At 67.9% G+C, this 19,491-nt stretch carries 17 protein-coding genes; 9 read left to right on the plus strand and 8 right to left on the minus strand.

All coding sequences use genetic code 11. The annotated features are described in order from the left end of the window. Nucleotides 1–133 precede the first annotated feature (133 nt). The 6 genes from AC6JA9_RS40975 to hxsC are packed head-to-tail and all read left to right on the plus strand — an operon-like array spanning nucleotide 134 to nucleotide 5,398. On the plus strand, nucleotides 134–1,906 hold the full coding sequence (locus AC6JA9_RS40975) for a hypothetical protein (protein WP_497958778.1): 1,773 nt from the start codon (nucleotides 134–136) through the stop codon (nucleotides 1,904–1,906). After that, a complete protein-coding gene (locus AC6JA9_RS40980; RefSeq protein ID WP_223750471.1) occupies nucleotides 1,903–2,421 on the plus strand; it encodes a hypothetical protein in 519 nt (172 codons plus the stop codon). Before AC6JA9_RS40975 ends, AC6JA9_RS40980 begins: the two co-directional genes overlap by 4 nt. A gap of 17 nt (nucleotides 2,422–2,438) precedes the next feature. After that, complete coding sequence (gene hxsD / locus AC6JA9_RS40985) at nucleotides 2,439–2,768, plus strand: His-Xaa-Ser system protein HxsD (RefSeq protein ID WP_223750472.1); 330 nt, start codon at nucleotides 2,439–2,441, stop codon at nucleotides 2,766–2,768. Nucleotides 2,769–2,782: 14 nt separating this feature from the next. Beyond that, nucleotides 2,783–3,334, plus strand: coding sequence for a 4Fe-4S cluster-binding domain-containing protein (locus AC6JA9_RS40990; RefSeq protein WP_497958779.1), 552 nt, complete (start codon nucleotides 2,783–2,785; stop codon nucleotides 3,332–3,334). 6 nt (nucleotides 3,335–3,340) lie between these two features. Then, on the plus strand, nucleotides 3,341–4,225 hold the full coding sequence (hxsB, locus tag AC6JA9_RS40995; RefSeq protein WP_497960833.1) for a His-Xaa-Ser system radical SAM maturase HxsB: 885 nt from the start codon (nucleotides 3,341–3,343) through the stop codon (nucleotides 4,223–4,225). Between the two features lie 3 nt (nucleotides 4,226–4,228). Beyond that, complete coding sequence (gene hxsC, locus AC6JA9_RS41000; RefSeq protein ID WP_497958780.1) at nucleotides 4,229–5,398, plus strand: His-Xaa-Ser system radical SAM maturase HxsC; 1,170 nt, start codon at nucleotides 4,229–4,231, stop codon at nucleotides 5,396–5,398. Nucleotides 5,399–5,407: 9 nt separating this feature from the next. Here hxsC and AC6JA9_RS41005 read toward each other — a convergent pair whose 3' ends face one another. Then, the gene (locus AC6JA9_RS41005; RefSeq protein ID WP_223750475.1) at nucleotides 5,408–7,246 is read right to left on the minus strand and encodes a hypothetical protein; all 1,839 of its coding nucleotides are present in this window, start codon (nucleotides 7,244–7,246) and stop codon (nucleotides 5,408–5,410) included. Nucleotides 7,247–8,380: 1,134 nt separating this feature from the next. Here AC6JA9_RS41005 and AC6JA9_RS41010 point away from each other — a divergent pair. Further along, a complete protein-coding gene (locus tag AC6JA9_RS41010; RefSeq protein ID WP_497958781.1) occupies nucleotides 8,381–10,249 on the plus strand; it encodes a hybrid sensor histidine kinase/response regulator in 1,869 nt (622 codons plus the stop codon). A 153-nt stretch (nucleotides 10,250–10,402) separates the two neighbouring features. On the opposite strand, the gene AC6JA9_RS41015 is transcribed toward AC6JA9_RS41010, so the two are convergent. After that, nucleotides 10,403–11,407 (minus strand): NADP-dependent oxidoreductase, encoded by a 1,005-nt coding sequence (locus AC6JA9_RS41015; RefSeq protein ID WP_223783779.1) that lies wholly within the window; start codon nucleotides 11,405–11,407, stop codon nucleotides 10,403–10,405. Nucleotides 11,408–11,534: 127 nt separating this feature from the next. Here AC6JA9_RS41015 and AC6JA9_RS41020 point away from each other — a divergent pair, with 127 nt between their 5' ends. Next, nucleotides 11,535–12,152, plus strand: a complete 618-nt coding sequence (locus AC6JA9_RS41020; protein ID WP_223783778.1) for a TetR/AcrR family transcriptional regulator — start codon at nucleotides 11,535–11,537, stop codon at nucleotides 12,150–12,152. A gap of 1 nt (nucleotide 12,153) precedes the next feature. On the opposite strand, the gene AC6JA9_RS41025 is transcribed toward AC6JA9_RS41020, so the two are convergent. From AC6JA9_RS41025 to AC6JA9_RS41050, 6 genes are all read right to left on the minus strand, one after another. After that, on the minus strand, nucleotides 12,154–12,597 hold the full coding sequence (locus tag AC6JA9_RS41025; RefSeq protein WP_223783777.1) for an arsenate reductase ArsC: 444 nt from the start codon (nucleotides 12,595–12,597) through the stop codon (nucleotides 12,154–12,156). Beyond that, complete coding sequence (arsB, locus tag AC6JA9_RS41030; RefSeq protein WP_497958782.1) at nucleotides 12,594–13,715, minus strand: ACR3 family arsenite efflux transporter; 1,122 nt, start codon at nucleotides 13,713–13,715, stop codon at nucleotides 12,594–12,596. The genes AC6JA9_RS41025 and arsB overlap by 4 nt, the downstream gene beginning before the upstream one ends. 31 nt (nucleotides 13,716–13,746) lie before the next feature. Next, nucleotides 13,747–14,109 carry an ArsR/SmtB family transcription factor gene (locus tag AC6JA9_RS41035; protein WP_141327471.1) on the minus strand — a complete coding sequence of 121 codons (363 nt, stop codon included), beginning with the start codon at nucleotides 14,107–14,109 and terminating at the stop codon, nucleotides 13,747–13,749. Nucleotides 14,110–14,528: 419 nt separating this feature from the next. Continuing rightward, nucleotides 14,529–14,999: an NUDIX hydrolase gene (locus AC6JA9_RS41040; RefSeq protein WP_223750481.1), complete on the minus strand. Its 471-nt coding sequence runs from the start codon at nucleotides 14,997–14,999 to the stop codon at nucleotides 14,529–14,531. Then, entirely contained in the window at nucleotides 14,996–16,525 is a 1,530-nt protein-coding gene (locus tag AC6JA9_RS41045; RefSeq protein ID WP_497958783.1) for a DUF2380 domain-containing protein, read from the minus strand. Before AC6JA9_RS41045 ends, AC6JA9_RS41040 begins: the two co-directional genes overlap by 4 nt. Beyond that, complete coding sequence (locus AC6JA9_RS41050) at nucleotides 16,515–17,864, minus strand: hypothetical protein (RefSeq protein ID WP_497958784.1); 1,350 nt, start codon at nucleotides 17,862–17,864, stop codon at nucleotides 16,515–16,517. The genes AC6JA9_RS41045 and AC6JA9_RS41050 overlap by 11 nt, the downstream gene beginning before the upstream one ends. A gap of 182 nt (nucleotides 17,865–18,046) precedes the next feature. On the opposite strand from AC6JA9_RS41050, the gene AC6JA9_RS41055 reads away from it, so the two are divergent. Further along, nucleotides 18,047–19,457, plus strand: a protein-coding gene (locus tag AC6JA9_RS41055) for an IS3 family transposase (RefSeq protein ID WP_497958785.1) whose coding sequence is annotated in 2 segments (ribosomal slippage) — nucleotides 18,047–18,405 and nucleotides 18,404–19,457 — 1,413 coding nt in all. Because the reading frame shifts where the segments join, the coding sequence is not laid out codon by codon here. Nucleotides 19,458–19,491 lie beyond the last annotated feature (34 nt).

The following is a 19,491-nucleotide window of genomic DNA, read 5'->3' on the forward strand; positions in this document are numbered from 1 at the left end:
CGCCTGTTCCCCATGCGGAGGCGTGGGCTCGACCCCCTGCCCCAAGTGCAAGGGGAGAGGGAACGTCCAATGCTGGAACTGTCGAGGCACGCGAAAGGCCTACGGCTACGCCAAGAATAACTCTCGACGACTCATGAACTGCCGGCAGTGCGATGCGAGTGGGAGGGTCTCCTGTAGTGGCTGCAACTCAGGGAGCGTGTCCTGTGCACCCTGTCTGGGACACGGTCGCGAACAGCGCTGGCTCGAATTGGTCGACTCAGTCCGCACCGACGTCCTCGTGATGTCCGAGGACGAGCACCTGCGCCGACTGGTGTGGACGAATGAGGACATGGAGCAGGACGCAAAGCTCGTGGGGGAGATCAGCGCGAATGGAGTGCTCCCCCAGGAGAAGGTCGCGCAGCACCTCCCAGGAGACTGGGTCAAGGAGCATTGGGGAAAGACCCGCGTCCCCGTGAAGGTGAACGAGCGCATCACCCGCCAGCGCTTCCAGGTGTTCGAGGTGCCCGCCGCGCGCGTGTCCTACGGCATCATGAACGCGCCCTCAACCACGGTTCAATTCGAGGGAAGGCGAATGCTCGCGCCACCGGTCGAGGAGGACCGGCAGCTCACCGCTCGGGGGCGAAAGGTCCTTGCGGTACGGTTGCCCCTCATCGCCGTGGCCTTGGGAATCCCACTTCTTTACATCCTCCGCGGCTCCTTCTTCTGGAACGGCTGGTTGGCGGCACTGCTGTTCTCCCTCGGTGGTTTCGCGGTCGTCACTGACCGCCTGGTCCAGGACTGGACCCTGGGCAGGAGACAGAAGATTCGCCAGTGGCGATTTGGCATGTCTGTGTATGCGCTCATCGCCATTGTCGTTGCGCTATTCGCCGAACCCTGGCTGTTCGAAGCACCGCGAGACATTTCGGAGGGCCGCCTCGATGACGCACAGACGGAGCTGCAGGCACTGGGTGAGCCCGAATCACATGAGCTCCAGCAGGCCTGGGCGGACCTCCACCTGGCCCATGCGCTCCGTGAGCAGAACGTGGACGAGGTCGCCAAGGATGCCCTCGCGATGGCGCCGAACGCACCCGAGCGGGCGAAGGTCGAACAACACCTCCTGTCCCTCACCCATCAGCAGGTCCTCGCGTCGCTCGAGCGCAAGAATGTGGCCTCCGCCTCGGAGGTACTCGCCTCCGCCCAGCCCGTGCTCGCCCAGGCGTTCCCGAAGGACCTCAACGAGCTGACCGCGCGCCTCTACGAGGCGGAGCACGCGGCCTGCACAACGGCCTCCTGCCGCTGGAAGACGCTCTCCCTCGCGCTTCGCGCCGAGCTCACACCGAGCCGGGAGCAGCGACTCGGACAGGCCCGCGCGATGCTCGTGGAGCAACTGACGCCCAGGCCGCGTCCCAAGGCCGTCACCCTGGACTGGGTCCTCCACCTCCACAAGACGACCGCGCTCGCCGCCGAGCTGGCGGATACGCCGCACGACCCACCGGTGTCGGTCCTCGCGAAACAGGCCGCCACGTGGGCCCGGGAGGAACGGGAGCGGATTCCGCTCATCGGCGCGGAGCGCGAGGTGGCCATCTCCCTGCTCCAACTGAAGGCCACCAGCCACCCGAACATCCTGTCGAAGACCACGGAGTCAGTCGCCCTCTCGTGCGAGCTGCGGGACGGCCGCTGCGTGGGCGCGTACCTGGCCGGCGCGGACAAGGAGTCCCGCGTGCTCAACAATCTGAAGCGCACGCCCGTGACGAAGGAGCTGCTCTCCCGTGTCCTCGGACACCCGGTCGAGCTGCCCGCGCCGCCCCAGCCTCGCGGAGGCAAGCCCCCCACGCAGACGACCTGGAAGGATGGCCGCGTGACGCTCGTGGCGAGATGGAACGGCATCTACCTGATGGAGCTGCGCATCGGTGAGGTGAAGCCATGAACCCGAAACCTCCCCGGCTGCTCTCCGTCAGCGCGGCGCTCATGGGACTGCTCGGAGGCGCGGCCCCATCAGGGCTGCTCGTGCCCGGCATCGAGCTCCAGGTCGCCCAACCCACGTGGCGGCGACGCAACGAAGAGGACTCGCGCGACGAGCTGCTTCTCGTCGTCCCTCCCACCAACGGACAGATACTGCTCGCGGGTCATCGCTCGCACCGCTCCCACTCCTCGCACCGCAGCCACTACTCCGGCAGCAGGAGCCGCAGCTACGGCGGCGGCTACTCCGCTCCCGACGAAGCGCCCGAGCCGCCCCCCAAGCCCGCGACGGTGTCCTTCGTCGCCTTCCCCGGCGGACGCATCTTCGTCGACGACAAGCCCGCGGGTCAGGACGTGACGGCCCTCATGCGGCTGGCGGCGGGCAAGCACACCGTCCGCATCGAGAACCGTTTCCTCGGCACCACCACCGTCGAGGTGGACCTGGTCGCCGGCCAGACGGGCGACGTCACCATCGAGTGGTGAGGAGCAGACACGTGACCATGGACACCGACCCCACCTTCCGCGACGGCGCCGTGCAGGCCGTCCTCGACCTGCGCGTCTATCGACTCGCGGCGATACAGAAGTCCGCGTACCGCTTCGCCGACCGGTGCACCGCGGTGCTCGGCTCGCCCGACGCGGACCGGCTTCCCATCCGCTTCCTCTTCGCCCCCACCGTCACCGAGCGCGACGCGCTGGAGACGGTGCGCCTGTTCTTCCAGGAGCTGTTGGACCAGGAGCTGCGAGAGCAGGTGGGCGACGAGACCCGGGCCCTGCGCGCATTGATTGTCGCGCAGGCCTTCTCACGCACCGGCCTGATTCGCCAGGACTGAGGTCGACGCACACCATGTTCCATGACCGCGCCAGGTACCAGTCCACGAAGGGCTACCAGCTCGCGCCCCTGCGCTTCAGCCGGCTGGACGACGCCCGCTACGTCGTGACGAACGACGTGGGCGAATACGTCGTGCTCCCCCGACACGAGCTGGTCGACTTCGTCCGTCACGCGCTGCCCCCGCACCGCGAGGCCTACAAGACGCTCAAGTCGAAGCACTTCCTGTTCGACGAGCACTCCCGCGTGGCGCTGGAGCTGCTCGCGCTGAAGTACCGCACCCGCGCCGAGCAGCTCGCGAACTTCACCGGGCTGCACATCTTCGTGGTCACCCTGCGGTGCGACCACTCCTGCGCGTACTGTCAGGTGTCCCGACAGGCGGAGGGTGCCCGCGAGTTCGACATGTCACAGGAGCACGCGGACCGGGCGCTCGACTTCATGTTCCGCAGTCCCTCGCCCACGCTCAAGGTCGAGTTCCAGGGCGGAGAGCCGCTGCTCCACTTCGAGCGCATCCGGTACATCGTCGAGCGCGCCAAGGCCCTCAACCAGGTGCACCGCCGCGACCTCTAGTTCGTCATCGCGAGCAACCTCTCCCGCCTCACCGACGAGGTGCTCGACTTCTGCCGCGAGCACGGCGTGCTGCTCTCGACCTCCCTGGACGGCCCCGAGGACCTGCACAACACCCAGCGCCCCGTGCGCGGCGGGGACAGCCACCGACGCACGCTCCAGGCGATTCACCGGGCGCGACAGGCGCTCGGACCGGACTCCGTCTCCGCGTTGATGACGACGACGCAGGCGAGCCTCACGCGCGTCGAGGACATCATCGACGAGTACGTGCGCCAGGGCTTCCACGGCATCTTCCTCAGGAACATCAGCCCCTACGGGTTCGCCGTCCGCCAGCGCGCCTCTCGCCAGTACGACGTCGGGGCGTGGGTGGAGTTCTACCGGCGCGGGCTCGCGCACATCCTCCGCATCAACGAGCAGGGCTATCCGCTCCAGGAGGAGTACACCGCCATCCTGTTGCAGAAGCTCTTCTCGCCCCGGGGCTCGACGTACGTCGACCTCCAGTCGCCCGCGGGCATCGGCATCGGCGCGCTCGTCTACAACTACGACGGCGCGGTGTACGCCTCCGACGAGGGGCGGATGCTCGCGGAGATGGGTGACTTCTCCTTCCGGCTCGGGCACCTCTCCCACGACTCCTACGAGTCCATCATGACGTCCGACACGCTCCTCGCCCACCTGAGCGACACCATGCCGGAGGGCGTGCCCATGTGCGGCGACTGCGCCTTCCTCCCCTACTGTGGCGCCGACCCCGTCTTCCACCAGGCGACGATGAAGGACGCCGTCGGACACAAGGCGTTCAGCGCCTTCTGCCAGAAGCAGATGCGCGTGCTGCGCCACCTCATCGGCCTGCTCGCGGATGACGCCCGCGCGCGTGACATCCTCATGGGGTGGCGCTGAGCCATGCCCGCCCTGGACCTCTCCTCGGCCGGCCTGAAGGCGCTCTCCACGCGCTCCATTGAGCCGTTCATCGCCCGCCTCCGCGAGCACCTGGACGACGCGCCCCTCGCCCATGAGCGGGAGGTGCTCCTCGTCCGGCGTCCCACGCATTCACTGCCCCCGGGCTTCCGGGGGTACCTCCTGTGGGACGAGGGCCTCGTGAGCAGCAGCCCGGCCCCAGGGGACACCTACGTCCTGCCTCCGAACCTGCGCTACCTCGCGGACGGGGACGTGGTGCGCATCCACCCCGAGCGCGACGCCCTGTCGACGCTGTACCGCCGCGCCTCTCCGTCGAACACGTTCCTGGTGACGGAGCGCTGCGACAACCACTGCCTGATGTGCTCCCAGCCACCCCGCAAGCAGGATGACTCCTGGCTGCTGGACGAGCTGATGCAGGCGCTCCCGCTCATCTCCCCGGAGACGCGCGAGCTCGGCATCACCGGCGGCGAGCCGAGCCTGCTCAAGGGCCGCCTCATCGCGCTGCTCGCGCAGATGAAGCACCACCTGCCAACAACCGCCGTCCACCTCCTGACCAACGGGCGCGGCTTCGCGAACCCCGAGCTGGCGCGCGCGGTGGCGGACGTCCAGCACCCCGACCTGATGCTGGGCATCCCGCTCTACTCGGACCTGCCCGAGGAGCATGACTACGTCGTCCAGGCCCTGGGCGCCTTCGATGAAACCGTCCGAGGCATCCTCCACCTCAAGCGCGCCCGGGTGCGCGTGGAGCTGCGCTGCGTGGTCCACGCGCAGACGTACGCGCGCCTGCCCCAGCTGGCGGAGTTCATCGCGCGCAACCTGGCCTTCGTCGACCACGTCGCGCTGATGGGCCTGGAGCTGATGGGGTTCGCCAAGGCGAACCTCGGCCTGCTCTGGATGGACCCGCTCGACTACCGGCCCCAGCTCACCGCCGCGGTCCGCACGCTGAGCCGCGCGGGGCTGGAGACGTCCCTCTACAACCACCCGCTCTGCACCCTGCCCGGCGAGCTGCACCCCTTCGCGCGCAAGAGCATCTCCGACTGGAAGAACCTCTACGCCGAGGACTGCGAGCGCTGCACCCGCCGGGAGGACTGCGGCGGGCTCTTCGCCTCCGGCCTCGCGAAGCGAAGCCGGGGCATCCAGCCCTTCCTGGACTGAGCAGGGCGGCTACGCGACGGACGCCGTCCGCCCGGTGAACGGACACACCGCGCCCTCGGCCGCCAGCGGGGCGCCCACCGGCGTCAGCTTCGTCCCCTCCGGCGAGTTGTCGATGTCCACGCCGAACTCGTCCCGGAACACGTCCAGCAGGTACGGCAGCACGCCGACGGTGCCCGCGCGCATGCGGTGGTGGAGCGACAGGTCCTTGTTGGTGAACCGCCGCTCCGGATGAGGCCGCCGCAGGAGCGCGTTGGTCTCCCGCTGCACGTTCTCCAGGGCCAGGAGCGCCGAGCGCTCCAGCGTCAGGTACTCCGCCACCGCGTCCGCGATGGCGTCCGCCTGCGTCCCGAACGCGTCGCCCACCTTCGCGCGCACCACCATGCGCAGCCGCTTGCGCGTCGCCTCGAACACCGCGTCGTGCACGGGCGTGAAGATGTCCTTGAGGTGGACCAGCGACTCCTCCTTGAAGGTGCTCATGCCCCGCTGCGCGCGGTCGAACATCTCGATGTAGCGCGCCTCCGCCCAGTCGCGCTGGGTGGCCGTGTGCAGGCGCGTGGGCCGCATCATCTCGAAGTCCTTCTTCAGCCGCGCCCGCAGGCCGCTCCAGAAGTCGCCCTCCGTCGGCGTGACGGACTCGGCCACCGCGCGGACCTGCTCGTACGCGCGGCACATGTAGCTCCACAGGTTGAACTGGAGCGAGTAGAGCTGCAGCCCCAGCTGCCCGTAGTCCACGCCCGGGACGATGTCCTTCTCCCATGCGAAGGACATGGGCTCCTCGTTCGCCACCGGCCGCCCGTCCATCAGCGTCTGGAAGTACTCGTCCACCAGGTTCGGCGGCCCCGCGCACACGCCTCGGTTGGACAGGTAGTGGTTGTCGCGGTCCGTCACGTACAACAGCTCCGCGGACGAGATGGGCGAGTCGTAGGTGAGCGGCTCCTCCGGCAGGAAGAGCATGTACGCGGCCACCATCCGCACGCCGTCCGTCACGCGGTAGATGTTGGAGAGCACCGGGTCCAGCTGCCCGTTGGGCACCGGGTCGTTGGCGCGCATCAGCATGTACGAGGGCACCGCGAGCACCGCGCACGCCGCCGCGTGCAGGTCCCCCATCCGCCAGCGCCCGTCCGGGAGCACCGTGTCGGGGCGCAGGAACGCCTGCCGCACCGCGCGCACCGCGTGCATCATCGGCTTCCAGTGCCGCATCATCGACTTGAGCGCCGTCACGTTCATGGGCGCGTTGTTCCGATAGCGGCTGCCGGCGAAGTGGCAGGCCTTGAACTCGGTGTCCATCTTCATGCGCATCTGCTCGGGGAAGGTGTTGCTCTCCCCGATGTGCCGCCCCTCGGTGTCGAGCGCGGGGTGCGCGATGCGGTACACCGGCAGCACCGCCTCCAGGAACCCCAGCTCCAGGGGCCGGCCCGTCAGCCTGCGCATCACCTCCGGGGCGTCCGGGTTCCACCACAGGGGCTCGGTGGGCGCGACGCGCCTGGCCTCCATCGCCAGGTACTTGCGGTGGGACTCGCTCTCGAAGGCGAGCGTCGGGGCCTCGCGCGTGACGACGCCCTCCTCCAGCAGCGCCTCCAGCAGCTCCTTCACCCGCTCCCAGGGATACGGCTCACCGGTCGTCCACTTCGTGGCGTTGCCCGCCATGAAGGAGTCCTCCAGGCACAGCTGCTCTCCGAAGGAGTGCAGGTCCTGCTCCTCGATGGAGATCTCCCGGGTGCCGTAATAGATGTGCAGCTCGCGCACGCCCTCGGGCGAGGTCAGGTACTCCTTGATGAAGCGACGCCTCAGCGGCACGTACAGCGTCTCGTGAGGGTCCACCGACACCGGCACCGAGTCCTGGCTCACGCGAATGCTCCTGACGGGTCCTGGAAGAAAAACAGCCGCCAGCGACCCGTGCACGGGCCACCAGCGACTGGCTCAGCTCAACGCCACCACCTCAGAACGTGTCGAGGGGCGCGGCGATGATGACGCCACCACCACAGCCACGACCACCGGACTGCGGCCCAGCACGAACGCGCGTCTTGATCTTCATGGACTGCTCCTCGTGTGAGTGAGACGTGATTTCCGCTTCACGCGAAGCACAAACCTCGCGGACCCGGAGTCGCAATCAGAACCAATCCGAATCTTGAGGTCAAGTTGCACCAGCCATCCAGGCACCGGTTGCGGACACGCGTGACGCGATGCCCCGCAATCACTGTCCTGCGTGCTGGAATTCCAGCCACAAAGACATCAATACTTGAATATCAAGAATTAACAGACACCCCGAAATCACCTCGGGACCTGGGTGTCCGAGACGGGCCGTGCCCTGGGGGCCGGAAAGACAACGACCGCCGACGGACCGTGCACGGTCCGCCGACGGCCGAGTCGCTACGACGGGAAGCCGCTCAGATGTCGAGGGGCGTGGCGATGATGATGCCGCCGCCACAGCCGCGACCTCCGCCGCCGCCGATACCGTCATCAGCCGACATGGGGCCCGCACGAACGCGCGTCTTGATCTTCATGGGTTGCTCCTGTGTGAGTGATACGGACAACCGGTTCACGCCACGAGAAGAACTGGCGGACCCGGAGTAATCATTGAAACGAGATAAAGTCTGTCAGTCAAGCCGCAACCTCATGACGCCATGCATCGTCAGCCGACGAACACACAGGCCCAATCCCAACCTGGTTGGATGGGATTCCATCCCCCTGGTCGTGGAATGCATCGGATTGAGCCCGTGGCGACCGGTGGCTTCAGCCTGGGCCAGGCGGCCGGGCGGGCCGGGCCTTTCGAGCGCGCGCACGGGTGCGCTCGGGCGCTGGGATGAAGAGTGAGGGGACCTTGGCCTCGGGGTGAAGCCCTCGACGGACCCGCCGGGTCCTGCCTAACTTGGGTGGACAAGCGCCCCCGCGCACCACCGACGTCCCCCGCCCTTGAACAAGCCCCCGGGTCTTCCTCCAGCCTCGAAGGAGCGCTCTTCGCGCACGGCGCCATCCGCCCGCGTGTGGCTGGTCGAGGACAGTCCGCTCCAGCGCGCGCGGGCCCGGGAGCTGCTGGCCAGGCACCACGCGGTGGAGACGTTCGAGGACGCCGAGCAGGCGCTCGAGCGGCTCTCCTCGGGGCCACCTCCCGACGTGCTCCTCTTGGACTGGCGGTTGCCGGGCGTGTCGGGGCTGGACGCGTGCCGCTACGTCCGCGAGCGCTACGATGAAGTCACCCTCCCCATCCTGATGCTCTCCGCGCGGGGAGCCCACGAGGACTTCACGGAGGGCCTGCAGGCGGGCGCCAACGACTACGTCGCCAAGCCCTTCGACGACGCGGAGATGCTCGCCCGGGTGGCCAGCCTCCTGCGCGTGCGGGCCCAGGGGGAGCGGCTGAGGGAGCGCGAGGCCCACCTGTCCACGACGCTCGCCTCCATCAGCGACGCGGTCATCACCACGGACCCGGTCGGACGCGTCCTCTTCCTCAACCCGGTGGCCGAGCGGCTCACCGGCTGGAGCACGTCCGAGGCGTGGCAGCTTCCGGTCGCGGAGGTCTTCCGCGTCGTCGACGCCGTCACCCGGGAGCCGTTGGAGAACCCCGTCGAGCGGGCGCTCGGCTCCGAGTCGGTCCAGCGCCTCACGGGGCCCGCGCTGCTGCTGCGCAAGGATGGGACGCACGTCCCCATCGAGGACAGCGCCGCGCCGATTCGCACGGGACCGAGCGCTCCCTCCGGGGCCGTGCTCATCTTCCGCGACGTCACCGAGAAGATGCAGGTGAGCCAGCGCAACGAGGCGCTCACGGAGCAGCTGCGCGCGAGCGAGGCGGAGCAGTCCCTGCTGCTCGACGCGATTCCCGTCCCGGTCTCGTACGTCAACGCGGACGAGCGCTACGGCCGCGTCAACAAGGCGTACGAGGAGTGGTTCGGGATTTCGCGCGACCAGATGCGCAACCGCAAGGTCCGGGAGGTCATCGGGGAGGCGGCCTACGCGGTGCTGGGCCCGTACGTGCGGCGGGGCCTGGCGGGCGAGAGCTTCTCCTTCGAGCAGCATGACGTGCCCTACCGGTTGGGCGGCAAGCGGGACGTGCGGGTGTCCTTCATCGCGCACCACTCGCCGGGCGGCTCCGTGGACGGCTATGTCGCGCTCCTGCAGGACATCACGATGCAGCGCAAGCTGGAGCAGGAGCGGGAGCAGCACGCGCGACAGCTCCAGCAGCAGGCGGAGTTCGAGCAGCTGCTCATCGGCATCGTGAGCCATGATTTGCGCAACCCCCTGGGCGCCATCCTCATGGGAACCGAGCGGCTCAAGCGCCTGGAGTCCCTGCCGCCGGAGGCCCACAGGCCGGTGGAGCGCATCCAGGCGTCGGCCACCCGCGCGGTGAAGCTGGTGAAGGAGTTGCTCGACTTCACCCAGGCCCGGCTGGGCGGCGGCATCCGGCTGGAGCGCGCGCCCGCGGACCTCCACCAGGTCTGTCAGGCGGCCGTGGAGGAGGTGGAGGCGGCTCACCCCACCGCGGACGTGCGGGTGGCGGCCAGCGGCGACGGGCACGGCGCGTGGGACGAGGAGCGGCTGGCGCAGGTCGTCCAGAACCTGCTGATGAACGCGCTGAAGCACGGGCGCCCCGGAGCGCCCGTCCAGGTGGAGACGCGAGGAGAGGGCGCGTGGGTGACGCTGCGGGTGCACAACGAGGGCCCGCCCATCCCCGCCTCACGAATCCCGGACCTCTTCCAGCCCCTCCAGCGCGGCACCGACGCGGTGGACCTGGCGAGCCGCAGCGTGGGGCTGGGGCTCTTCATCGTGAAGGCCATCGTCGACGCGCATCAGGGACACGTCGAGGTGGAGTCCACGGCGGAGCGGGGCACCACCTTCACCGTGAGCCTGCCGCGCTAGCGGGCGCGGAAGGCCCGATGACGTGGATGAGCGTCACCTTGGCCAAGGCACCAGGAGACGCCTTTCTGGAGGGGCACGGGTCGACTCGCGGGGCGACCCGCTCCGTTCAGGCATCGCCGTCAGGAAGAGGTGTCACTCCAGAACGGACGATGTTCAGCCCATCGAGACGACGACCTTGCCCTTGGCGTGGCCCTTCTCGAGATGGTCGAACGCGTCGGCGATGTTGGAGAAGGCGAAGACCTGGTCGATGACGACTTCGAGCTTCTTCGCGTCGATGAGGGCAGCGAGCGCTTCAAGGTCCTTTCCGCTCGGATGCATGAACAGGTAGCGGTAGGTGACGCCCGAGCGCCAGGCGCGAAATCGAACCCCAGCGCTCGCGATCCAGAAGAGCATCGCGAGTCCAGGGCCGCGGCCAATGTCCTGGGTCGCGGTCAGGGGCTCGGGGATGCCCGCGATGCTGACGACCTTGGCGCCACGGCGAACGGTCGAGAAGGTCTGCGTGAGGGTGTCGCCGCCGACGAGGTCCAGCGCGGCATCGTACTCGCGCAGCTCGGTGGTGATGTCCTGGGTGGTGTAATCGACGACGACATCCGCACCGAGGCGCTCGACGAGTCTCCTGCCCCGCGCGGACGCCGTCGTCGCGACGGTCGCGCCAAGGTGCTTGGCGAGCTGGATGGCAAAAGTCCCAACACCCCCTGCGCCACCTGGAATGAAGACGCGCATGCCCGGCGCGACGGCGAGCTCGTCGCGCAGCGCTTGAAGCGCGGTGAGCGCCGCGAGCGGCACCGCGGCGGCCTGAACGAAATCGAGTGACGCCGGCTTCTTCGCGACGAGCTCTTCGCCCACGCACGCTGTCTCAGCGAAGGCGCCGAGCCGATGCCTGGCCACGCGAGCGAAGACCTCGTCACCTGGGCGGAACCGCGTCACGCCTTCACCGACCGACGTGACAACGCCGGACAATTCGCAGCCGAACACGACCGGAAGCGCGTAGGAGTCGATGACCCGGAGTTTGCCTTCGCGTGTCTTGAAGTCGACGGGATTCAGGCCTGCCGCCTTCACGTCGATGCGCACCTCGCCAGGCCCCGGCTCGGGCGGTGGCATGTCGCGAAGCTCGGCGGCCTGGGGGCCGCCATACCGGGTGAGGACGAATGCACGCATGAGGTCTCTTGCCTTCACTGAGGACCAGGGCACGATCCGGGGCTCGGGCGACGGGGTGCTCTGCCTCAAGGCCTTGTCGCGAGCCGGACCGAAGTTTACGGTGCATACATAGGCGAGGGTGTTAACGGTGTCAACATCAGGAAAGGACAGCTACCATCACGGAGATCTCCGCGCGGCGCTGCTGAAGGCCGCGCTGGAGCTGCTCGAGACAGGTAGCGAGCTTTCCCTGCGAGAGGTCGCCCGGCGTGCCGGAGTGTCGTCCGCCGCGCCCTATCGTCACTTCGCCGACAAGCGTGCGCTGGAGTCCGCGCTGGCCGCGGAGGGCTTCCGCGAGTTGGGACGCGAGCTTTCCCAGGCGGGCGTCATCCCGCGGACGGTGTCCGATATCGCCGAGCTGGGCGTCAGGTACGTGGAGTTCGCGCTGAAGCGGCCCGCCCTCTTCTGTCTCATGTTCGGCAACGCGTGTGACGACTCGAACGATGAGCGGGTTCGAGCAGCGGCTGAGGTCCGAGGCCTCGTGTCCACGGCCTTGGCGAGCGTCTTCCCGGGAGCCGACGCGAGCGCGCTGTCGACGGCGGGCTGGTCCCTTGTCCACGGGCTTGCCTTCCTTCACCTCGACGGGAAGCTCGGCACGGGGACAAGGCAGGAGGTGGCCACTCGCGTGCGCTCCTCGATTGAGGCGATTTTTTCCGGTGGGAGCACCGCTGTCGGTCGAGGGGAACCCAAGAGCACGCGCACCCGGTGATTCAGGACACCGCGTCGCCTGCCGGCGCCTGGAGCCCGTCCAGCGAGCGCGCCCAGCCCTCTTGAGAGAGCAACTCCGCGACGCGCGTCCGCACCTCCTCGCGAATCTCACGCACACGGTCCAGGGGCTGGCCCTTGGGGTCCTCCAAGGGCCAGTCCATCCGCTTCAAGCCAGGCACGAAGGGGCACGCCTCCCCGCAGCCCATGGTGATGAGCCACTGGGCGCCTTGGGCGAGCTCGTCCGTGAGGTGCTGGGGCCTGGCTCCCGACAGGTCGACCCCGACTTCGGCCATCACGGCCTGGACCTCGGGATGGACATGGGTGCCCGGCTGCGTGCCAGCGGACACGGCCCGCGCCCGCGCTGGGTCAGCCAAGGCATTGAAGAACGCAGCCGCCATCTGGGAGCGGCCCGCGTTGTGCACACAGGCGAAGATGACCTTCTTCATCGGGGGGACTCCTCGAACGGGCTCTCACTGAAACGGCGAGGAAGGACCGCGCTCGTCGCCCTGGGGAACAGCCGACGTCGCAGCCACAACGAGAGGTAGACCAGGGCGATGAGGGCGGGCACCTCGATGAGCGGCCCCACCACTCCGGCCAGCGCTTCTCCAGAAGACACGCCGAAGACTCCCACGGCGACGGCGATGGCCAATTCGAAGTTGTTGCCCGCCGCCGTGAAGGAAAGTGACGCGGTCTCCTCGTAGTCGAAGCCCAGCTTGCGCGAGAGGAAGAAGGCACTGGCGAACATGACGACGAAGTAGACCAGCAGCGGAATGCTGATGCGCACCACATCCAACGGCAGGCGGGTGATCTTCTCGCCCTGCATCGCGAACATGAGCACGATGGTGTAGAGCAGGCCCAGCAGCGCGGTAGGCCCCAGCCGCGGCAAGAAGCGCTGCTCGTACCAGGCCTCTCCCTTCAGGCGGGTCAGCCCCACGCGTGTCAGCGCGCCCGCCACCAGCGGCACGCCCAGGAAGATGAGCACGCTCCGGGCGATGCTCCACATCGACACGTCGAACGCCGCGACCTCCGCTCCGAGCCACCCCGGAACGACGGTGAGCAAGAGCCAGCCGAGCACCGAATAGAAGAAGATCTGGAAGAGGGAGTTGAGGGCCACGAGCACGGCGGCGACCTCGGTGCTGCCACACGCCAGCATGTTCCAGATGAGGACCATGGCGATGCAGCGGGCAAGGCCGATGAGCACCAGGCCATTGCGGTAGTGCGGCAGGTCCGGAAGGAAGAGCCACGCCAGCGCGAACATGAGCAGCGGCCCCACCACCCAGTTGAGAAACAGGGACGTGGTGAGGAGCTTCCCTCGCGTGCGCAGGCGCCCCAGCTCGCCGTAACGCACCTTCGCGAGCACCGGATACATCATCCACAAAAGGCCCAACGCGATGGGCAGCGAGACCGTGTCCAGCTTCACCGTGTCCAACCGACTCCCGAGGTCCGGGAAGGCGCGCCCCAGGCCGATGCCCAGGCCCATGGCGGCGAAGATCCACACCGGCAGGAAACGGTCGATGAGGGAGAGCTTCTTGACGATGTTTTCGGAGGCACGCGGCGAGGACATGGACGGAAGCAACCCAGGAAAGAGGAAGGCGCTACTTGCAGGCCTCAGGGCCGCAGGACTTCAGGACGCGCGCCACTTCGCGTTGGAGCGTCGCGCGCGTCGCGAAGGCAGAGACAAGGGCCTGCACCTGGGAAGCGCACAGCGCATCCGTCTGCGGCGCCAGCCGGTAGTAGACCCAGCTGCCCTCCCGACGTGCCTCCACGAGCCCAGCCGCCTTGAGGACGGACAGGTGCCGGGAGGTGTTGGACTGAGGAATGGAGAGGGCGCTCTCCAGATGGCAGACGCACAACTCCGAGTGCGAAAGCAGGGACACGATGCGCAGGCGCGTCTCGTCGCCCAGGGCCTTGAGCACCCGGGTCAGCGGGCGCACGTCGAGGGAGGGGCCAGAAGACATATCGACATGAACATATCCGCATGTCATCATCCCGACAACCCCCGTCGCGAGGCTCGCTCCGGGGGCAAGGGGTCGATTCGGCGAGAACCCGGGGACCGGGGGCAGTCCCCCGCGAGGGGCACACTGGGGTCACCTGCCTGAATCACACCGACATGGCGCACCCCAGCAAGCCCTTGCCGCCGCTGAACGGCTGACTACTTCGCGGACTCGATGACGTAGATGAGCGTCACCGTCGCCACGGCACCAGAAAAACCCAAGCAGGACGCGCTGTTCCCCGCTGGTGCCTCGGTTTTCGCTCGGAGACGTCATCTCGTCCCGTCCCAGGCTGTTCCCCCGTGTGCACGCTCGCTCCACCCTGGAGGGGCACACTGGGGCACATGGGGGAATCCGGCTGGAGTTCCTGGGGCCACCAGCTCCGTTCAGGCTTCGTTGTCGGGAAGGAGGGTCCGGAGAAGCTCGTCGTCAGGACCGAGAGGACGCCAGCCAGCGGGGGGCGGATTGGCGAGGAGCGACGTCCTCAATTCGCGTGCGCGCCCCTTGTGCGTATCCGGGGCATAGGCAATCCAGGGGCCAAGTGCCTTTGCGACGGCGAATCGACTCGTGTCGTCGAGCACTGTCGGCCACCCATTGGGGAGGTTCTCCCATAGCTCGCGCACGAGTTGTCCACGAACCAAGCGGGTCACCTGCTTGCTTCGCACCGCCTCGACTACCAGCCCATCGTACACCTGGACTCCCGCAACATCGTCGGGTCCAAGCTCCTCGGCCAGTGCCTCCAACGATGCGGTGGGACGGGACTCGGCAAAGGCTGTGAGTGAGTCGTAGCCGCGTTCGCGAACGCGCTCATACAAGCGGGCCTTCCAGTTGCCCTGCCACGAGCGTCCATCGGTCATCGGCTGCTCCCTTTGGAGAACTTCATCGGGATGTCGTAGCTCCGCATGCGCCCCGCGACGATGTCCAGGACCTGATTCCGCGTCAACATCCGACCTGCCGTGGTCTCGGCTTCGTGCAGGGCCTCCATGACCAGCCGATTCCACTCTCCGGGCCACAGGCGCCCCAGCTTCCAGTTCCCCCCGCCGTGAATCGCCTCGTGGTGGGACCGCTCCAGCCGGACACAGAACTGGTCGATGTCCATGTCACCCTTGAAGCCGCGCTGCTCGAACCACTCGCGGTGCTCTTTCGGCATGACGTGATGTTTCGGGGCCTCGGACATGCCCGCTCCGGCTCTGCCCGTCACTCTCATACCCCGCACCTCGGGACTGTCCCCCAGCGCTTCTCGCACGCCCTCGGGCAAGTCCTGGTGCGCTTGCGCCATCATCACCTGTCCGCCGTGGATGCGAACGGCCGCGCTGACGGCGGGGAGGGAGATGACGCCTGCCTGCACCAGCCTTCGCATCATCTCCACCCACTCAGCGGAGACGACGAGCCGCGAGCCCGCCATGACGCCCCCCGACCCCATCGCGAGGCTCATGCCAAGTGTCACCGGTGCGGCCGGAGGCAGTCGAGGCAGAGACATCTTCAGCGTGGAAATCATGGACAGCATCTCCAACACCTGCGCCGCTGTCAGAACCTTCTCACCAATTCTCATGCTCTCACGGGTATGCGCGTGGATTGCGGCAAACTCCCGGGTCAGCTTCCCCATCAACTCGGGCATCGCGGTTGCCGCCGCTTCGACTCGCTCCGGGTCGAGCGATTCGAGGTCCATCAACGTGGGCGCCATCAAGCCCTGCACCCGGTGCAGGTCCACGAACAGCTTCTCGTCGCTGCATACGAAGCAATGTCGGAGGACAGCGTCAGAGAGCTGAAGGAAGTCCACCCAGGCGGCCAGCAGCAAGGACCCGAACATCGCGGCCTGGAGCTTGGGCCCCGTCATGCGAAGTACCCCCAGCGCCATGTCCGAGTCGCCCACTTCCGAGGCCACCTCCGTCAGCCCGGTTGCACTCCCGAGCGCGCCACGGAGCCACGTCACTTGAGCGGAGCCGTGCTCGACATAGCGCCTGAACACTCCCCCATCGAGACGCCGGTCACCGAGTGCAGCAGGCCGGTCCGCCAGCTTCGAGAATGCCCCCTCAACCCCGTCCAGTGAGACCTTCACTTCGTCGATGGCATCGAGGATAGCCTGTCGCTGCGAGGTGCCGGACCGCGCTCCACCCCCGACGGCTCCGGATGCAGCCCTCGTTGCAACGCTTCGTGGCCCCACATGGCGCACAAATCGCTGCTGCCTCCCGGAGCCCGCGATGGAGGACGGGAGAGGAACGAAGGCATCGGGGCTCTCGTCGCTCGGCACATCCGCCCTCTCGGGAGGTGTCACCGCGCGCGGCGTGTAGTGCAGCGTGCGGCCACGTCCGGGAGCATGAGGCACCGAAACGCATCCCGAGGTGAACAGCACCAGCGCGAGCCACAGGATGTTAGCGCGCATGGTCCACCCCCAGGCCCACCGACGCGAAGGCGCCAGGTCGCAATGTCCCTTCCGCCGTGGGAAACAACAGCGTGCCGCCCGTCCCCATCGCGTAGAGCGCGCCCCCCAGGAACCTCCACCGGACTTCCGCCGCTCCGAGGTAGCGCGCTCCGGGCTTCCCAGCTCCAACCGCGAGTCCCTTCAACGCTACTTCCAAGCTGCGCTCGAAGAGCTGCACCGCCACACGCCCATCAACATCAGCGCGGCCCCATGAGAAGACTTCCGCGCCCACCGAGAGGTTCAGGTGCCTGTTGGGGCCCCCGTAGCTGACGGCATCCCACTCCGCGATGGCCTCTGCGAATGCGGAGTAGCCGTCCGGAAAGCGAGCATCCGCGAGCGGCACGCCGTCAGGGCCCGCCGCCTGGAAGCGCGCCAGTTCGTAGTCCGCGCCGAAGAAGCCTTGTCGGAAGCCGCCATGCTGGCGCCTCGCCTCCAGTCGCATGCGCAGGTTGAACCTGTCGGTGAGGTAGTCCACCCCGCCTCCTACGACAGCTCCCCACGCGCCGCCCTCGCCAGGACGACCTCCCCACCCGGCAATCAAGTGGGCCTCGATGTCGGAGCGCGCCACCACCACCGCCATCGCATCCAGGTGCGCAAGCGTCATCGAAGGCGCGTCACCTCCAGCTCGCCCCCCATCGTGGACAGCGGACAGAGCTAGCGTGTACCGCCCCCCCTTTTCGGGCTGGCCGAAGAAGATGTGCGCTACGTCCAGGGAGAACTCCGCACCCACCAACCGCGCTCCCAGCACGTCCGATGCGAAGGCTTCGGTGTAGAGCGGCCCCAGCGTGCCGGTGAAGATGCCCCCGGCCGGGTGGTAGTCGGGATTGGTCCGGTTGGAGTAGCGACGGACCAGATGACCCGAGAGGAGCCTGTGTTCCTCCAGCGGGCCGAACCAGACTCCCATGGGCGCGTCGTCCGACCCCAACAAGAGGCCGCGAACGAGCTGCCCCCAGTCCGAGAGCGTGTCCCAGTCCTCGCGACGCACGAGGGACCCGCCATCCTCCCCGCCCCAAAGACGGAAGCGCACGGGCGCCCCCAGGTTGACGCCGAACTCGGGGCCACCGTCGAGGATGAACGTGGGCTCCACCTGCATGAAGCCCTCGTCTTCCCCCGCGCCAGCACGAGGAAGGAACGCCAGCGTCGTGGCTTCCACGCGCGTCAGGTAGTGCCACTTGCGCGCGGGTAGTGCATCCGGGGTGGTGGATGATTCTGCCTCCGGGGCAGGGGGCTCCGAGGCACCTCCCGTCGTCGGTAACAGCAACAGCAGCAGCGCGGCCAGACAGCTTCGCTTCCTGTGCATACACGCCTCCTGTGCGTGCCCCGGAATGAGGCACGAAGAACACACGTCTCCCGGTCGGCTGGAGCGACTCGCGCCGCGCCGGTGGTGAATCCGCGGTGGTGAGGGGAAAGCCCTCTCTGCCAAGGTGAGTGAGACAGTCCGTACCCAGCAGTTTAGTGTGCAGGGCGACCCAGGCAGGGACGATGAATCCGGTGGTGGAAGAGGCTCGGGTCCGGGAGACCGAGGTGGTGGAGAAAGCCAGGCGGCGAGGCTTCACGACGGAGTACAAGCTGCGAGTGCTGGCGGAAGCGGACCGCTGCACGAAGCCCGGTGAAGTGGGAGCGCTGCTGCGTCGGGAGGGGCTGTACTCGTCGCTGCTGAGCGCGTGGCGACGCCAGTGCGATGCGGGAGAGCTGTCCGCCAGCAGTCCAAAGAAGCGCGGCCCGCCGGCGAAGCTGCCCGACGCGAGCGCCCGGCGCGTCGCCGAACTGGAGAAGGAGCTGGCTCGGGCCCAGGCGCGGCTCAAGCGCGCGGAGGCCCTGCTGGACCTCCAAAAAAAGTTTCGGAAATCCTGGGAGTGGGACTGCCCAAGCCCGACGAGGAGCCTTGATGCGCGTGGCACTGGAGGCCGTTGGTGAGATGGGCGTGGCGCCGGTGTGCCAGGCGCTGGGTCTGCCCAGAGCCACCTTCTACCGGCGAGCCCGGCCGAATCAGGAGCCGGTGCGCCGAGGCAGCCCACCGCGAGCCCTGCTACCCGAGCAGCGGGCCGAGGTGCTCGCGGTGCTGCATGAGCCAAGATTCCAGGATGCCGCGCCCGCGGAAGTCTACGCGCAGCTGCTCGATGAGGGCCGCTACCTCTGCTCGGAGCGCACCATGTACCGGGTGCTCGCCGAGAACCACGAGGTGCGCGAGCGCCGCAATCAACTGCGCCACCCCAGCCACCCAGTGCCCCAGGTGCACGCGACGAAGCCCAATGCGCTCTGGAGCTGGGATATAACGAAGCTGCACGGCCCGGCGAAGTGGACGTACTTCTACCTCTACGTCGTCTTAGACGTCTTCAGCCGGTACGTCGTCGGCTGGATGGTGGCGCACCGCGAGTCGGCCGTCCTGGCTCAGAGGCTGCTGGCTCAGACCTGCGAACGTCAGGGCATTGAGCCTGGCCAGCTGACCATTCACGCCGACCGCGGCACCTCGATGACCTCCAAGCCGGTGGCATTGCTGATGGCGGACCTGGGCGTGACGAAGACGCATTCCAGACCCCACGTCTCCAACGACAACCCCTTCAGCGAGGCGCACTTCAAGACGCTGAAGTACCGGCCGGACTTCCCCCAGCACTTCGGTTGTCTCCAGGACGCCCGGGGCTTCTGCGGCGACTTCTTCGGCTGGTACAACGAGGAGCATCATCACTCCGGCCTTGGCCTGCTCACGCCCCACGACGTGCACCACGGCCTGGCTGCCCAGCGCCTCGCGGCCCGAGCCGCCGTGCTCGCCGCCGCCTACGCCACCCACCCCGAGCGCTTCCCGCGCGGCGCACCCAAGCCGCAGGCCCTCCCGACTGCCGTCTGGATCAACGACCCCGCACGGCTCGCTCACTCACAGGAGGCTGCGCAGTAATCTCTCGAACTCGCTGTCTCACTCGCGTTGACAG

The sequence above is a fragment of the Myxococcus sp. MH1 genome, from assembly GCF_059738865.1.

Bases quoted from the DNA above. Each gene is read 5' to 3' on its own strand.
- AC6JA9_RS40975 (WP_497958778.1), top strand. From the start codon at position 134: ATGAACTGCCGGCAGTGCGATGCGAGTGGGAGGGTCTCCTGTAGTGGC.
- AC6JA9_RS40980 (WP_223750471.1), top strand. From the start codon at position 1,903: ATGAACCCGAAACCTCCCCGGCTGCTCTCCGTCAGCGCGGCGCTCATG.
- hxsD (WP_223750472.1), top strand. From the start codon at position 2,439: ATGGACACCGACCCCACCTTCCGCGACGGCGCCGTGCAGGCCGTCCTC.
- AC6JA9_RS40990 (WP_497958779.1), top strand. From the start codon at position 2,783: ATGTTCCATGACCGCGCCAGGTACCAGTCCACGAAGGGCTACCAGCTC.
- hxsC (WP_497958780.1), top strand. From the start codon at position 4,229: ATGCCCGCCCTGGACCTCTCCTCGGCCGGCCTGAAGGCGCTCTCCACG.
- AC6JA9_RS41015 (WP_223783779.1), bottom strand. From the start codon at position 11,407: ATGCGTGCATTCGTCCTCACCCGGTATGGCGGCCCCCAGGCCGCCGAG.
- AC6JA9_RS41025 (WP_223783777.1), bottom strand. From the start codon at position 12,597: ATGAAGAAGGTCATCTTCGCCTGTGTGCACAACGCGGGCCGCTCCCAG.
- arsB (WP_497958782.1), bottom strand. From the start codon at position 13,715: ATGTCCTCGCCGCGTGCCTCCGAAAACATCGTCAAGAAGCTCTCCCTC.
- AC6JA9_RS41035 (WP_141327471.1), bottom strand. From the start codon at position 14,109: ATGTCTTCTGGCCCCTCCCTCGACGTGCGCCCGCTGACCCGGGTGCTC.
- AC6JA9_RS41040 (WP_223750481.1), bottom strand. From the start codon at position 14,999: ATGACCGATGGACGCTCGTGGCAGGGCAACTGGAAGGCCCGCTTGTAT.
- AC6JA9_RS41045 (WP_497958783.1), bottom strand. From the start codon at position 16,525: ATGCGCGCTAACATCCTGTGGCTCGCGCTGGTGCTGTTCACCTCGGGA.
- AC6JA9_RS41050 (WP_497958784.1), bottom strand. From the start codon at position 17,864: ATGCACAGGAAGCGAAGCTGTCTGGCCGCGCTGCTGCTGTTGCTGTTA.